This is a genomic window from Paenibacillus tyrphae, from assembly GCF_000722545.1.
Taxonomy (GTDB): Bacteria; Bacillota; Bacilli; order Paenibacillales; family NBRC-103111; genus Paenibacillus_G; species Paenibacillus_G tyrfis.
Window position 1 is genome coordinate 101,730 of the sequence record NZ_JNVM01000021.1, and the last position, 13,934, is coordinate 115,663.

The 13,934-nt window shown below is 60.1% G+C and carries 11 protein-coding genes; 6 read left to right on the top strand and 5 right to left on the bottom strand.

The features are described from left to right. Positions 1–4: 4 nt before the first annotated feature. On the bottom strand, positions 5–886 hold the full coding sequence (locus tag ET33_RS24465) for a carbohydrate ABC transporter permease (RefSeq protein WP_036688083.1): 882 nt from the start codon (positions 884–886) through the stop codon (positions 5–7). Beyond that, the gene (locus ET33_RS24470; RefSeq protein WP_036688086.1) at positions 883–1,776 is read right to left on the bottom strand and encodes a carbohydrate ABC transporter permease; all 894 of its coding nucleotides are present in this window, start codon (positions 1,774–1,776) and stop codon (positions 883–885) included. The genes ET33_RS24465 and ET33_RS24470 overlap by 4 nt, the downstream gene beginning before the upstream one ends. Positions 1,777–2,185: 409 nt before the next feature. Between ET33_RS24470 and ET33_RS24475 the strand changes: the two genes are divergently transcribed. After that, the gene (locus tag ET33_RS24475; protein ID WP_036688091.1) at positions 2,186–3,529 is read left to right on the top strand and encodes a DUF2252 domain-containing protein; all 1,344 of its coding nucleotides are present in this window, start codon (positions 2,186–2,188) and stop codon (positions 3,527–3,529) included. A gap of 170 nt (positions 3,530–3,699) precedes the next feature. Here ET33_RS24475 and ET33_RS24480 read toward each other — a convergent pair whose 3' ends face one another. Together ET33_RS24480 and ET33_RS24485 are read right to left on the bottom strand one after the other, a co-directional pair. Beyond that, the gene (locus ET33_RS24480; RefSeq protein WP_235206805.1) at positions 3,700–4,569 is read right to left on the bottom strand and encodes a hypothetical protein; all 870 of its coding nucleotides are present in this window, start codon (positions 4,567–4,569) and stop codon (positions 3,700–3,702) included. Between the two features lie 126 nt (positions 4,570–4,695). Next, entirely contained in the window at positions 4,696–5,589 is an 894-nt protein-coding gene (locus ET33_RS24485; RefSeq protein ID WP_036688099.1) for a LysR substrate-binding domain-containing protein, read from the bottom strand. A 170-nt stretch (positions 5,590–5,759) separates the two neighbouring features. On the opposite strand from ET33_RS24485, the gene ET33_RS24490 reads away from it, so the two are divergent. The 4 genes from ET33_RS24490 to ET33_RS24505 are packed head-to-tail and all read left to right on the top strand — an operon-like array spanning position 5,760 to position 10,826. Next, positions 5,760–6,731, top strand: coding sequence for an ABC transporter ATP-binding protein (locus ET33_RS24490; RefSeq protein WP_036688101.1), 972 nt, complete (start codon positions 5,760–5,762; stop codon positions 6,729–6,731). An 18-nt stretch (positions 6,732–6,749) separates the two neighbouring features. Then, positions 6,750–7,844, top strand: a complete 1,095-nt coding sequence (locus ET33_RS24495; protein WP_036688104.1) for an ABC transporter substrate-binding protein — start codon at positions 6,750–6,752, stop codon at positions 7,842–7,844. Between the two features lie 12 nt (positions 7,845–7,856). Continuing rightward, on the top strand, positions 7,857–9,527 hold the full coding sequence (locus ET33_RS24500; protein WP_036688109.1) for an ABC transporter permease: 1,671 nt from the start codon (positions 7,857–7,859) through the stop codon (positions 9,525–9,527). Positions 9,528–9,533: 6 nt separating this feature from the next. After that, a complete protein-coding gene (locus ET33_RS24505; RefSeq protein WP_036688113.1) occupies positions 9,534–10,826 on the top strand; it encodes an MBL fold metallo-hydrolase in 1,293 nt (430 codons plus the stop codon). On the opposite strand, the gene ET33_RS24510 is transcribed toward ET33_RS24505, so the two are convergent. Further along, positions 10,823–11,686, bottom strand: coding sequence for an EcsC family protein (locus ET33_RS24510; RefSeq protein WP_036688117.1), 864 nt, complete (start codon positions 11,684–11,686; stop codon positions 10,823–10,825). The genes ET33_RS24505 and ET33_RS24510 overlap by 4 nt on opposite strands. A gap of 500 nt (positions 11,687–12,186) precedes the next feature. On the opposite strand from ET33_RS24510, the gene ET33_RS24515 reads away from it, so the two are divergent. Beyond that, positions 12,187–13,908 carry a proline--tRNA ligase gene (locus ET33_RS24515; protein ID WP_036688122.1) on the top strand — a complete coding sequence of 574 codons (1,722 nt, stop codon included), beginning with the start codon at positions 12,187–12,189 and terminating at the stop codon, positions 13,906–13,908. The last annotated feature ends 26 nt before the right edge of the window (positions 13,909–13,934 follow it).

Here is a 13,934-nt window from a genome sequence, read left to right on the forward strand (position 1 = left end):
TTATTCATTTCACTCCAGTCAGCACGATGCTTTCTACGAAATATTTTTGTGCGACGGAGAATAAAACCAGGATCGGAACGAGAGCCAGCACGGCGGACAGCATGACAAGGTTCCACGGCACCAGCCGGGTGGCAGACGAATACATCGCGGTCATGCCGATCGTCAGGGTGAAATGCTCGGACGAGTTCAGGTATAGCACCTGCCCGAGCAGATCGTTCCAGCCGTACATGAAGGCGAAGATCGCCACGGTCGCCAGCACGGGACCGGAGAGCGGCAGCGCGATGTTCCACCACTGGCGCCACTCGGAGCAGCCGTCGATTTTGGCCGCGTCGTACAGCTCGCCCGACAGCGAAGCGAAGAACTGCCGGATGAGGAAGATGTTATAGGCCGAGCCGAAAAAAGCGGGGACGGTAATCGGCAGAATCGAGTCCATCCACCCGAGATTTTTGAACAAAATGAACTGCGGAATCATCAGGGCCGGATACGGAATCATCATCGTGCTGAGCAGAAACAGGAACAGTACGTTTTTCCCCCGGGCGTTATAACGCGCGAACCCGAACGCGACAAGGGACGACGAAAGCACGGTCCCGATGACGCTGAAGAAGGCGATCAACAGGCTATTCTTGTACCACAGGCCGTACTGGTATTGGGTGAACAGGTTCTTGAAATTGCCCCAGGCAAACTGCTCCGGGATGAGTCTGGGCGGGAATTTGAGCACCTCCGCCTGCGATTTGAACGCGGTCGAGAACATGTTGAGCGTCGGGAAAATCATGATGACCGCGATGACGATCAGCAGCAGAAAGACGAGCCACTCGAACGGGGTTGTTTTGCGCCTGCCGCCCGTTTGCCGAATCGAACGCTTCTGCGTTACGGTTGCCGTACTCATACGCCGCCGCCTCCTTCATAATGAACAAGCTTCCGCGATACCCTCATGATGAGGAACGTCATGAGCATGATCACGATGAGCAGCAGCCAGGCCATGGCCGAAGCGTAGCCCATCTTGAAAAATTTGAAGCCGTTCTGCCATAGGTAGTACACATAAAACTGGGTGGCGTAGTGCGGCCCGCCCTTGGTCATGACGAACGCCTGCGTAAACACCTGAAACGAATCGATAATGCCCATGATGAGCTGGAACAGCACGACAGGCGAAATCATCGGCAGCGTGATGCGCCAGAGAGACTGCCACCTTGTGACGCCGTCGATCTTGGCGGCCTCGTACAGAATCGGAGGCACGCCCTGCAGACCGGCGAGGAAGATGACCATGCCGGCCCCGGCGCTCCACATCGTCATGATGACCATGGAGGCCAGTGCCCAGTTGCTGTCTTCGAGCCACTTGGGGCCGTCGATGCCGAGCAGCCCGAGCGCCCAGTTGAACATGCCGATCTTGGAGTTGAACACCCATAGCCAGACGAGCGACATGGCCACGCCTGAGATCATGCTGGGAAAATAAATCGCCGTCCGGAAAAACCGCTTGAACGGGATTTTCTGATTGACCAGCAGCGCCAGAAACAGCGACAGCAGAAGCTGCAGCGGTACGCTGAATATCGTGAACAGCACCGTCGTTTTCACCCCGCGCCAGAACAGATCGTCCTGAACCATCTTGGTGTAGTTCTGCAGGCCGATCCACTTCGGCGGGCTGGTGATGTTGTATTCCGTGAAGCTGATGTAGAGCGAATACAGAATCGGGTACAGTGTGAATATCGCCGCTCCGATCAGCCACGGGGAAATGAACAGGTAAAAATATTTGGTCTCCCGTCTGCGCGCCCCCTGCCGCATGGGCAATCCCTCCTTAAAGTATAAACGTTTATATTTTTGTCGAATTAAGGCACGCCCCCTGCCGGCCGGTGCAAAGCCGCTCGTCCGGTTCCACGCAACATAAAATTGATTTTTTCTTAATGATTTTCTGAAAAGTTTTGCCGGTTAAACTAGGATGTTGTTGAAACGAGGGGGAATTGCGGATTGCATCGAAGCTTTAAAATTATAAACGTTTATATTTTTATACGCCAATAGTAACCGTTTTCAAGGATGGCGTCAATCCCTAATTTTCCAGTACGTCCCCGGCAACTTGCGGATAAGGCGTCCGAAGCCGGGAGAGCCGGTCCGTACTTGAATTGACACGCTGTCGGCGCGTAAGCTACCATGAGAAAAATAGTTTGCTTATCGCCGCAAAAGGGGGAAACCGCGTATGAATTCGGAGCTGCTAACGGAACGTGTCCGGCTCACGCAGAAAAGGCTGCGCAAGGAGCTGCTGAGCCGCGTGCTGGACGAGTTCGACGGACAGATTATGGCGCTGCCCGAGGCCAAACGGGGGCAGAAATACGCCAAGATGGCGGGAAGCCCGTTTTCGTTCTTCCGGGGGAGCGCGTACTTGTTTTATTTTGACGCCAGCCGGGAGTGGTTTCCGTACCACAGCTCGCCGGAGCGGCCGACGTGGATTCAAGGGGATCTGCATTTCGAGAATTTCGGGGCGTTCCGCAGCGAAGAGGGGCGGATCGTGTACGATGTGAACGATTTTGACGAGGGGTATCTGGGCTCCTATCTGTACGATCTGCTGCGGATGTCGGTCAGCGTAGCGCTCGTGTGCCGGACGAAGGACATTGGTGCCGACGGGCAAAAGGAAGCGATCACCGCTTATCTGGACGCGTATGTGAACCAGATCCGGCGCTTTGCCCGGCGGAAGGACGATCCGCGGACGCTCGTCTTCAATAAGGAACGTACGGCAGGGCCGATCCGGAAGCTGCTGAAAAAGACGGAAAAGCGGATCGCGTCGCAGTTTCTGGAAGGCGTGACGACGCTGACGAGGACGACAAGGCGGTTTGCCAAATCGGAGGAGATCGTTCCCCCGACGACGCAGGAGCGCCGCATGCTGGAGGAGAGCTGGCCGCAGTATCTGCAATCGTTGGAGTGGAAGACGAAGCGTTCCGACGGCTATTACGCCATCAAGGACGTGGCGGTGAAGCACGGCTCGGGCACGGCCTCCATCGGGCTGGACCGCTTCTATGTGCTCATCGAGGGCGAAGGCGGCGAGCAGGCGCTGGACGATATCGTGATCGAGGTCAAGGAAGTGCGCGCGCCGGTCCCGGCTTATTTTATGCCGTATAACGAGGCGTTCTGGAATTATTTCGGCCACCAGGGCAAGCGGGTTATCGTGACGCAGCAGGCGATGCACCACGAGGCGGACCCGTTTCTCGGCTTCTTGACGATGGATGAGCGGCATTTTTACGTCAGGGAGCGCTCGCCCTACAAGAAGCGGCTGAAGGCGGATAAGCTGACGGAGAAGGAAGACCTGCTGTCCGTGCTGGACTGCATGGGCCGGATTACGGCGAAGCTTCATGCGCGGGCGGATGCGGACATGAAGCACGGGCTGATGGCGTACCACAGCGAGGAGGAGATTCAGCGCGCGATCGGGCCGGACACGGACGCGTTCTGCGACTATATCGCGCATTGGGCGATCGCCTACGCACATCAGGTCGAGGAGGACTATGCGCTGTTCGTAGAATGGCTGGGCGAGCGGAAGGAGCGGGCGTAGCCCGGTTGGCGTTCGTGAACGGCGATGCGCATCATCATCTTGCGAAAAAAGAGCTGTTCCCTCACAGCCGTGAACGGTTGCGGACGGGAGCAGCTCCTTTTGGTATGGTATGCGAAAACGGTGGTGTGCCATGCGGCAAAAACTTTCTTATCCGCCCGGCCCGCGCAGGCTTAGTAGCGGTCCATAATCAGCTGCGTTTTCAGCGAATCCTGGGCCAGGAACCAGCCTTTGCTTTTCAGATAAGTCACCAGCTCGTCGTGCTTCTGCGAGGCGGTGTCCCGGTCGTCCGTTTTGAACGAAATTTCGACCACATTCTCCGTGCCAGAGCCTGTTGCGCTGCGGATCGGCCACACCTCGATGTACGTTTTCAGGCCGCTATAGGTGCCGGTGTACCGCTTGGCCAGAACCGGGCCGTAGTTGCGGGATTTTTGAAGCTGCTCGGAGCCCCAGCCGGCGTACAGCCACTTGTCGAATTTGCCTGGAGCGTTATCGATCAGCAGCTGGCGGGAATCTTTGACCGAGGGCAGATCCATGCCGCTGTAGCCGGATTTTTTGACGTCTTTGGAGCGTGTGATGCTGAGCGTCTTGTTCTGGTAGCCCCATTCCACCTGTGCCTCGTAGTTCGTGTCCGACGCGTCGAAGCCTTCCTGATTAGCCTTCGTCAGCGCTGCATCGATATTGCCGTTGACGATCGGATAGCGCTTCTTGTAGCTCAGCTCGAACTTGCTGTCGCCTTCCTTCTTCCGAATGCGCGGACTCCAGCCGTTGCTGTAAATGTCTTTGCCGTCCGTATCCAGAAATTGCACGTTCATCTTCGTCACGCTGTCCGGCATGCCGAACGCGCTGCGGACCTCGCTCTTCAGCTTGTCGTCCGAGCCCAGCACAACGTTCGCGGGCATGAGCAGCTTCACCTCGTAATCCGGCACCAGGTTGCTTGCGGCTTTGACAGACGCGGCAGGGAAGACGGACGATACCGTCAAAGCGGCGGTCAGGACGACCGCGGACAGCGCCCCAATCCATTTGGATCGTTTGTTCATCATCGACAACTCCTTCATGTTTTGGAATAGGCTTACACGCTAGACTGTAATGATCATTTGTTATCTTGATGTTAAGCAGATATGTTGTTTTTGTAAAGAAAAATTTGGAAAATGATATAAATACTAGATTCATTGGGCTTCTTTCCGCAAAAAATCGATGAATCGCTCCATGACGGCGGACTGCCGCCGATCCGCATTGTACGCGCAGTACACGTAACGTTTGAACGGATTTTGCGGAATCGGGCGAAATTCGAGCTCCCCGCGCTCCACTTCCCGCTGCACGGCCTGCCGCGAAACGAACGACACGCTCTCCCCCTGCATGACGACTTGCTTAATCGCTTCCAGCGAATCGAGCTCCATATGCGCTTTCAACTGGACGCGGTTGCGCTGCGCCCACCGGTCGGTCATTTGCCGCGTGCTGGACTCCGGTCCGTGGAGCAGAAAAGGCGCCTCGGCGAGCTGGTCGGGATACAATTGCGGGTAGGCGGCCAGCCGGTGACGCGGCGCAAAGACGACGACCAGCTCGTCCTCGCACACGGTCTCGGCGATCAGTGGAGCCGATTGAAACGGCTCGGTGGACAGGATGCCGAGATCGATCTCGTGATTGCGCAGCAGCTCTTGGATGACGGGAGCCGTCTTGACCTGCAAAGACAAGGTGATTCGCGGGTACGCCTTGGCGAAGCCGCTGAGCACCTTCGGCAGCAGGTACGTCCCCGGCACGTAGCTCGCGCCGATCTTCAGCGTGCCGCGGCCCAACTCGTCGAACTCTTTCACCACCCGCCCCGCCTCCTGCGCCAGCGCGTTGATTTTGACCGCGTAATGGTAGAGCGACCGGCCGGCCTCGGTCAGCATCGTTTTGCCCGCGCGCGTCTCGAACAGCTGCACGCCGAGCTCCTGCTCCATGCTCTTCATATGGAACGTCACCGTCGGCTGCTTGAGCCCAAGCTGCTCGGCGACGGCGGTAATTTTTTTGTGCTTGTCCAGCAGCTCCACGATTTCCAGCTTCAGCAGACTGAAATTCAATGTACCCACTCCCCTTGTTCGGCTCTGCATTTTCCCACAGTATAGAAAAAATCTATGCGAATGAATAGTGTGCATTGAATTAATTAACACAATCTTTACGTCCCGCTGACAATCTTCTGCATTTCGCCATGTAAACTAGAGCTAGATTGCAAGATAGGATGGGTTGCAGCATGGATGTGGTCATACGGGGGTTGGAAAAATCGTTCGGAGCGATGCAGGCCTTACGCCGGACGGATCTGGTCATCAGGAAAGGGCGGTTTACGACGCTGCTCGGGCCTTCGGGCTGCGGGAAGACGACGCTGCTGCGGATGATCGCCGGACTGGAGCGGCCGGACCGGGGAGAGATCCTGCTCGGCGACGACTGCTTGTTCTCGGCCGAGAAGCGGATCGATCTGCCGGCGCATAAGCGGCATTTTGGCATGGTCTTTCAGGACTTCGCCTTGTGGCCGCATATGACCGTGTTCGAAAATGTCGCCTTCGGCCTGCGCGCCACCGGACAAACGAAAGAGCTCAAGCGGCGGGTGGAGGAAGCGGTAGTGCAGGTGCGGCTGCAAGGGATGGAGAAGCGGTACCCGCACCAGCTGTCGGGCGGGCAGCAGCAGCGCGTGGCGTTCGCCCGGGCCGTCGCGCTGAGGCCGCAGCTTGTGCTGTTCGACGAGCCGCTTAGCGCCTTGGACGCCGTGCTGCGGGACGAAATGCGGCTGGAGCTGATGAGCCTGGTGCGGGACATCGGGCTGACGGCGCTGTACGTGACGCACGATCAGACGGAGGCCATGTCGATGTCCGACGAGATCGTCGTCATGCAGGAGGGCCGCATTTTGCAGCAGGGCGCGCCCGAGGACATTTATCGCACGCCGGCCCATCCGTTCGTCGCCCGTTTCATCGGCAAGTCGAACTGGCTGGTGCCGGACCGCAGCTTGCTTCGTCCGGAGCATGTCCGCTGGTCGGAGCCGGAGGAAGGCGCGGCTGCGGCTTATCCAGGCATGATCCGCAGCGTCAGCTATGTCGGGGACCGCTACGAAATCGGGCTGGACATGGGCGTTATAGGCCAGTGGACGGCTTATCATTCCACCCGCTTGCAGGCGGGAGAACGCGTGACGGTGTACGTATCGCCGCAGCATATTCACCATATTAGCGAATAGTACGAGGAGGAACGACGGATGAGCATGGGGAAGGGATTGAAAAACGGGGCTTTGCTGCTGCTGACGGCTGTGATGGGATTCGGTATCGCCGGGTGCGGGGCGACGACAGCGGACAAGTCCGCGAACACGGGCGGCGCTGCGTCTGCGCCGAAGACGGAGCAGGCAGCCGCCAAGACGGATGACAAGAAAGAGGACAAGAAGCTCGGGGGCAAGCTGGTCGTTTACAGCGCCGGTCCGAAGGAGCTGGCCGAGAGCATTCAGAAAGGATACGAAGCGAAGACCGGCGTGAAAGTGGAAATGTTCCAGGGGACGACGGGCAAAATTTTGGCCAGGATGGAAGCCGAGAAGGCGAACCCGGTCGTCGATGTCGTCGTGCTGGCTTCCCTGCCGTCGGCCCAAGGGCTCAAAAAGAGCGGGCTCACTCTGGAGTACAAAAACGCGGCTAACGCCGACAAGCTGATTCCCGATTGGTCCGACAAGGACGGTCATTTCTTCGGCTACAGCGCCTCCGCGCTCGGCATTGTGTACAACACCAAGCAGGTGAAGACGCCGCCGAAGGAGTGGAGCGATCTCGCCAAAGACGAGTGGAAGGGCAAGGTGAACATCCCCGATCCGGCGCTATCCGGCTCCGCACTGGATTTTATCACCGGCTATCTGAGCACTAAAGGCGACGGCGGCTGGGAGCTGTTCGAGCAATATAAGAAAAACGGCGTCGCACTGGCGGGCGCGAACCAGGAGGCGCTTGATCCGGTCATCACCGGGGCGAAAAGCATCGTAGCGGCGGGCGTCGACTACATGACGTACCAAGCGAAGGCGAAGGGCGAGCCGGTGGACATGGTGTATCCGGCCAGCGGCACGGTCATCAGCCCCCGTCCGGCGGCGATTCTGAAGTCGAGCAAAAACCAGGATAACGCCAAAGCGTTCATCGATTATCTGCTGTCCGACGAAGCGCAGAAGATGGTGGCGGACACCTACCTGCTGCCGGGTCGCAAGGACGTGAAGGCGAAGGACCGCGCGAGCGTCGATCAAATTACGCAGATGAAGATCGATTGGACGTGGATGGACGCGAACGGCGACGCGGCGACGAAGAAATTTACCCAAATGTTCAAATAAGACGGTGAAGGCATGCAAGTAAGAAGCTGGATTTCTATCCGAACGGTAGGGATGACCCTCGCCTTGTTTCTTTTGGCGGTCCTGGTGGTCGTCCCGCTTTTTTTCATCTTTCTGACAAGCGTCTATCCGGAGCAGACGCTGGATTTGTCCGCGCCGCTGCGGACCATTCTGGAGAACAAGCTCGGGGAAGTATTCTGGAACTCAATCTGGCTCGGCCTGTGCGTCGTGCTCGGAACGACGGCATTAGCGCTACCGCTCGCCTGGATCTTGGCCAAGACGAGCCTCGGCCGGCACGCGTGGCTGGACATCGTGCTGCTGATCCCGTTCATGACGCCGCCGTACATCGGTTCGATGGGCTGGATTTTGTTCATGCAAAAAAACGGCTATATGGAGCAGCTTCTTCCTATGGCGGAGGCGTGGACGCCGAAATTTTTCAGCGTCTTCGGCATGGTGGCGATCATGAGTTTGCACTTGTTCCCTTTTCTTTATTTGATTCTGCGCAACGCGTTATTGCAGATCGGCGGGAGCAAGGAAGACGCCGCCGCCGTACACGGAGGCCGGTTCTTCTACAGCTTCCGGAGGATCGTGCTGCCGCTGCTGCTGTCCAGCTACGCGATGGGGGCGCTGCTCATTTTCGTCAAGACGATTGCCGAATTCGGCACCCCGGCCACCTTCGGCCGCAAAATCGGCTTTTACGTGCTGACATCGGAAATTCATAAGTACATTTCCAGTTGGCCGATCGATTTCGGCAAGGCGACGGCGCTCGCTTCCGTGCTGCTGAGCACGTGCCTGCTGCTGTGGTACGCGCAGACGGTCGTTACCCGGCGGTATACGTACCGTTTGGTCGGCGGCAAAGGAACGCGGAGCAAAATCTATCCGCTAAGCGGACTGACGCGGCTATTGGCTTGGGGTTATGTGATCGTTCTGTTGCTGCTGTCCGTGGGCGTTCCTTACTTTTCGATTATTTCCGCTTCGCTGATGAAGCTGCGGGGCGTCGGGCTCGCTTGGAGCAATCTGACGCTCAATCATTACGTGGAGCTGCTGACCTGGGGCTCCAAAAGCATGACCGCGCTGCTGAACAGCCTCGGCTTGTCGCTGGCAGCGGCGACGATCTCGGTGCTTCTGGGCACGTGGTTCGCGCTGACGATCAAGCAGTCCAGGACATGGCCGCAGCGGATGACCGACCTGTTCAGCCTGCTGCCGAACACGGTGCCGGGCATCGTGCTGGTCGTCGGCCTGATTCTGCTGTGGAACGCGCCATGGATGCCCGTGCCGCTGTACAACACGTACGGAATGGTCGTTCTGACGTATGTCGTCTTTTTTCTGCCGTACACAGTGCAGTACGTCAAAGCAAATTTCTCCCAGCTTGACGAGGCGCTATTTCAAGCGGGGCAAGTGTTCGGCGGTCGGCTGGCTTACGTCTTCCGCCGCATTTTACTGCCGCTTATCGTCCCGGGCATGCTGGCGGGCTGGATGATGACGTTCACCATCTCGGTCCGCGAGCTGGTGGCGTCGCTGATGATTTTGCCGCCTTCGATGGAAACGTCGGCCACGTATATTTTCGCGCAGTTCGAGCAGGGGAAAGTGTCGCTTGGCATGGCTATGGCGGTCGTCTCGGTCGGCCTGACGACGCTGATGCTGCTCGGGATTGACCGGTTAAGTTCAAAACAGAAAGTGGATTGAGACCTCATGCAGCTCGATATTTGGGGCGGGGCGGGCGAACACGGCCGCTCCTGCTACCTCCTACACAATGACCGCATCGGCGTATTGCTGGATTGCGGCGTCAAAAAGACGGGCGCGGGACAATACCCGCTCGTCGATCCGAACGTCATTCCGCGGCTGAATGCCGTTTTTTTGTCCCATGCGCACGAGGATCATTCGATGGCGCTGCCGCTGCTGTACAAGCACGGCTATCGCGGCGTCGTTTGGACAACCCGGGCGACGGCGCAGCAGCTGGACACGTATTTTGCTTCCTGGAAAAAATATGTCAGAGGACAGTCGGCTGAGCTGCCGTATAGCGACGAGCATGTGGAGGCGATCCGGTTCGCGTATTTGGAAGAGGCCGGAGCTACGGGGGAGTGGATCGACGCGGCTCCTCACGTTAAAGTCTGCTGGGGCCGGAGCGGGCACTTGGTCGGCTCCGTCTGGCTGATGCTGGAGCTGGAGGGCAAGCGGGTTTTCTTCTCCGGCGATTACTCTTCAGAGTCCGTGCTGCTTGCGGCGGATGGGCCGGAAGCACTGCCGCCGGGGACGGCGGGCCGGCCTGCCGATCTGGCGGTGATCGACGCCGCCTACGGGATGGACGCCGAGGCGCAGCCGGTCCTGCTGGAGCGGCTTGCCGCCCGGATCGGGCAGGCGCTGGCGCAGGGTGGCTCCGTGCTGCTGCCCGTTCCCGCTTTCGGGCGCGGGCAGGACATGCTCGTCTGGGCGCGGGAGCGGTTCCCGGGCGTTCCGCTCGTCGCGGAGCGGGAGCTGCTTCAGGCGTTCGGCCCGATGCTCGACCGGCCCGAATGGCTGAATCCGGGCGCGGCCGAGCGGATTCGGCGCTGCCTGGAAGACCCGCGCGTCGTCGCAGTGGCGACGGACGCGCAGCGGGAGCAGGCGCTAGCCGCGGGGCGGAGCGCGCTTTACTTCACCGCCGACGGGATGATGCAGTCGGAGCGTGCGCAGTGGTACTACCGCAGGCTGGCCGCCGCGGGGAACGGCTGCGTCATCTTAACCGGCCATCTGGCCCCCGGCAGCTTCGGACAGCGTCTGCTGGACGGGCCGGAGGCCGGGGGCGGCTGCTCGGTCGAAGGGATTCGCTACAAGGTGCACCAAGGCCTGACCGATGTCCGGCGGATGCTGCGGGCTTTCGGCAGCCGTCAGTCGGTCCCGGTGCATACGGGACGCAGTGCGACGGACGCGCTGTGCGCAGCGCTGGCCGCGGAGGGCTTCGCCGGGCTACATTCGCTCGGGCCGGGCGAAGCGCTGCGCTTCTAGCTGCTGTGCAGCCGCTCCAGCACCCGGCGCTTGCGGTACAGCATTTTGCCCGCTTCGGCGACGTCCTGCAGCGTGCTGCGGTTCAGCACCGCGCCGAAGATCATCCCGGCGACCGGGACAAGCTGGAACAGCTTCTTCCAGCCGAAATTGTCGCGGTAGATCGTCACGACCTCGCGCCAGCCTTGAAGCTGGGAGATCGCGTCCCGCTGCCGGTGCTCGTTGTCGAAATCGGCCAGCTCCTCCAGCACGGCCTTCTTCCCGACGATATCGGAGGAGGCAAACTGCAAGCACTTGATCACGAAGACGCGCTCGCGCTTGTCGTTCGGATCGTAGCCGTACACCATCGCCATCTCCTGCAGCACCTTGAGCGACAAGCCGAGGATGGCCGGAATGTCGATGGCGAGCGTGAACAGGCCGCCGAAGCCGGTCGTCGCCCCTTGGGCCGTCGCGAAGAGGGTGCGGCTGCGGGCGAATTCGTCGGCGGCGCCGTCCATGACGGTGAGTGGCAGCGAGGCGACCTCGCCTAAGGTGAGCGCATCGGCAAACGCCGGGGCGTCCGGCTTGCTCTGCCGGCCCGCGAGCTGCCGGTTCAACTCGTCGAGCACGCTTTGCTCGGAGATCAGATATCGGCCGCCCGTTTGCACGAAGCTTCCGACCTCGTCGATGGCCTGCGCCAGCTTGTTCTGCAGCGCCTTCGGCGTGAGTCGGTCAAGCAGCTGGAAGGGCAGCCGGCCGAGCTTCTCCCAGAACCACAAATCTTTCTGGCCCGCCTCCCACGATTCGATGTCTAGAAGCGCATGCCGGAGTTCCTCTTTCGTATCGGGGGCAGGCAGCGGATGAGCGTTATCATGTATCGTCATGAATGGATCAGCTCCTTTATACCCCAGTATTACGGTGCGAGTCCTTGGAAGGATGCAAGTGCGGGCCGGGTTACTTTCTACGCTGCGCCGGGGTGGCGGGTTATGGAGAAAAATTGTGCCTGGTGCGGAAAGAGCCGGTTGGAAGCACTTGCATCTTTGGTGGAATTGATGTAAATTGGAATACACAACATTGCGATTGCGCGAATGTATGAAGCGAAAAGCAACGATCAAGGACATGGAACGTGCGACCGGTTGCGCCAGAGAGGGCGTCCGAGGCTGAAAGACCCCCAACCGCCGTATGCTTCACCCCACCTTGTAGCTGCAGCGGGGAACTAAGCTGGACGTATCCGCTGCCGGGCCTCCCCCGTTATCCGAATGAAGGACCGTGCGCGCCTGCAATCCGAGGCACATGCGGTTGAACCAAGGGTGGTACCACGACACGTTTTCGTCCCTGACGAAGACGTGTTTATTTTTTTATATCCGAACTTGGAGGGATTTCCATGCGACAACAAAATCTGCTCATGCCTACTCTGCGGGAAGTCCCGTCGGATGCCGAGGCGGCCAGCCACCGGCTGATGCTGCGGGCCGGCTTGATCCGGCCGCTTGCGGCGGGGGTGTACACGTATTTGCCGCTCGGCCGCCGTGCGCTTCGCAAGGCTGAGGCGATCGTCCGGGAGGAGATGGACCGGATCGGCGCACAGGAGGTGCTGCTGCCGGCCATGCAGCCTGCCGAGCTGTGGCGGGAGTCCGGCCGGTACGACGTATACGGACCGGAGCTCGTCCGGCTGCGCGACCGGCATGACCGGGAATTCGCGCTTGGACCGACGCACGAGGAGGTCGTTACGGCGCTCGTGCGGGACGAGATCAGCTCATACCGCAAGCTGCCGCTGACGGTATACCAGATTCAGACGAAGTTCCGCGACGAGCGGCGTCCGAGGTACGGTCTGCTGCGCGGGCGGGAATTTCTGATGAAGGACGCGTATTCGTTCGATACGGACTGGGAAGGGCTGGATGTGACCTACCGGGCGATGTACGAGGCGTATCACCGGATTTTCACCCGCTGCGGGCTGAATTACCGGGCGGTGGAAGCGGATGCGGGCGCGATCGGCGGCGAGGGCGAGACGCACGAATTCATGGCGCTGGCGGAGATCGGGGAGGACACGGTCGTCGCCTGCGGCGGCTGCGGCTACGCGGCCAATCTGGAGAAGGCGGAAGCGGCCGCCGTGCGAGCTGCGGTAGTTGAGGAAGCTGCGCCGCCGCTGGAGCGCTGGCATACGCCGGACATCCGCACGATTGCGCAGCTGACGGAGCAGCTCGGGCCGGAGGCCTCGCGGCTGATGAAGACGCTGTTGTATTTGGCGGACGGGAAGCCGGTGGCCGTTGTGGTCCGGGGCGCCGACGAAGTGAACGAATTAAAGGTACAGCGAGTTTTGGGTGCGATTCAGCTTGAGCTGGCCGATGCGGATACGGTGCAGTCCGTTACCGGCGCGCCGGTCGGTTTTGCCGGACCGGTCGGGCTGAACGTGCCTCTGTTGGTCGACCGTGAGGTCGCCGCCTTGAGCGAAGGCATCACCGGCGCGAACGAGCGGGACTACCACTACCGCCATGTCCGGCCGGGCCGGGATTTCCCGCTGGCGCACACGGGAGATTTCCGCGAGGTACGGCTCGGCGACCGTTGCGTCCGCTGCGGCGAGCCGTTGACGCTGCACCGGGGAATCGAGGTCGGGCACGTGTTCAAGCTCGGCATGAAATACAGCACAGCGCTGGGTGCGAGGGTGACAGGCGTCTCCGGCACGGAGCAGGACATCATTATGGGCTGCTACGGCATCGGCGTCTCCCGCCTGTTGTCCGCGGTGCTGGAGCAGCACCACGACGAGCAGGGCATCGTCTGGCCGCTGTCCCTGGCGCCGTTTCACGTGCATATCATTCCGGTAGCCGTGGCGGACGACGCCCAGCGGGAGCTGGCGGAGGAGCTGTACGAGCGGTTGCACGTGCTGGGTGTGGAGGTGCTGCTGGACGACCGCGAGGAGCGGCCGGGCGTCAAGTTCAAGGACGCCGATCTGATCGGCCTCCCGGTCCGCCTCGTCGTCGGCAAGCGAGCAGGCGAGCGGGTGATCGAGTACAAGGAGCGCCGAGCCCCGGAGGCGGAGCAGCTTACCGTGGAGGAAGCGGTACGTCGGGTGCTGGAGCTGGTGAAGCCTGTGGCTTCCGAAGGCGCGTAGCAGAAGTAATGGGTCGCTTGAAATAG

Coding starts and splice junctions, on each gene's coding strand:
- ET33_RS24465 (WP_036688083.1), bottom strand. CDS start 886: ATGAGTACGGCAACCGTAACGCAGAAGCGTTCGATTCGGCAAACGGGC.
- ET33_RS24470 (WP_036688086.1), bottom strand. CDS start 1,776: ATGCGGCAGGGGGCGCGCAGACGGGAGACCAAATATTTTTACCTGTTC.
- ET33_RS24475 (WP_036688091.1), top strand. CDS start 2,186: ATGAATTCGGAGCTGCTAACGGAACGTGTCCGGCTCACGCAGAAAAGG.
- ET33_RS24480 (WP_235206805.1), bottom strand. CDS start 4,569: ATGATGAACAAACGATCCAAATGGATTGGGGCGCTGTCCGCGGTCGTC.
- ET33_RS24490 (WP_036688101.1), top strand. CDS start 5,760: ATGGATGTGGTCATACGGGGGTTGGAAAAATCGTTCGGAGCGATGCAG.
- ET33_RS24495 (WP_036688104.1), top strand. CDS start 6,750: ATGAGCATGGGGAAGGGATTGAAAAACGGGGCTTTGCTGCTGCTGACG.
- ET33_RS24500 (WP_036688109.1), top strand. CDS start 7,857: ATGCAAGTAAGAAGCTGGATTTCTATCCGAACGGTAGGGATGACCCTC.
- ET33_RS24505 (WP_036688113.1), top strand. CDS start 9,534: ATGCAGCTCGATATTTGGGGCGGGGCGGGCGAACACGGCCGCTCCTGC.
- ET33_RS24510 (WP_036688117.1), bottom strand. CDS start 11,686: ATGACGATACATGATAACGCTCATCCGCTGCCTGCCCCCGATACGAAA.
- ET33_RS24515 (WP_036688122.1), top strand. CDS start 12,187: ATGCGACAACAAAATCTGCTCATGCCTACTCTGCGGGAAGTCCCGTCG.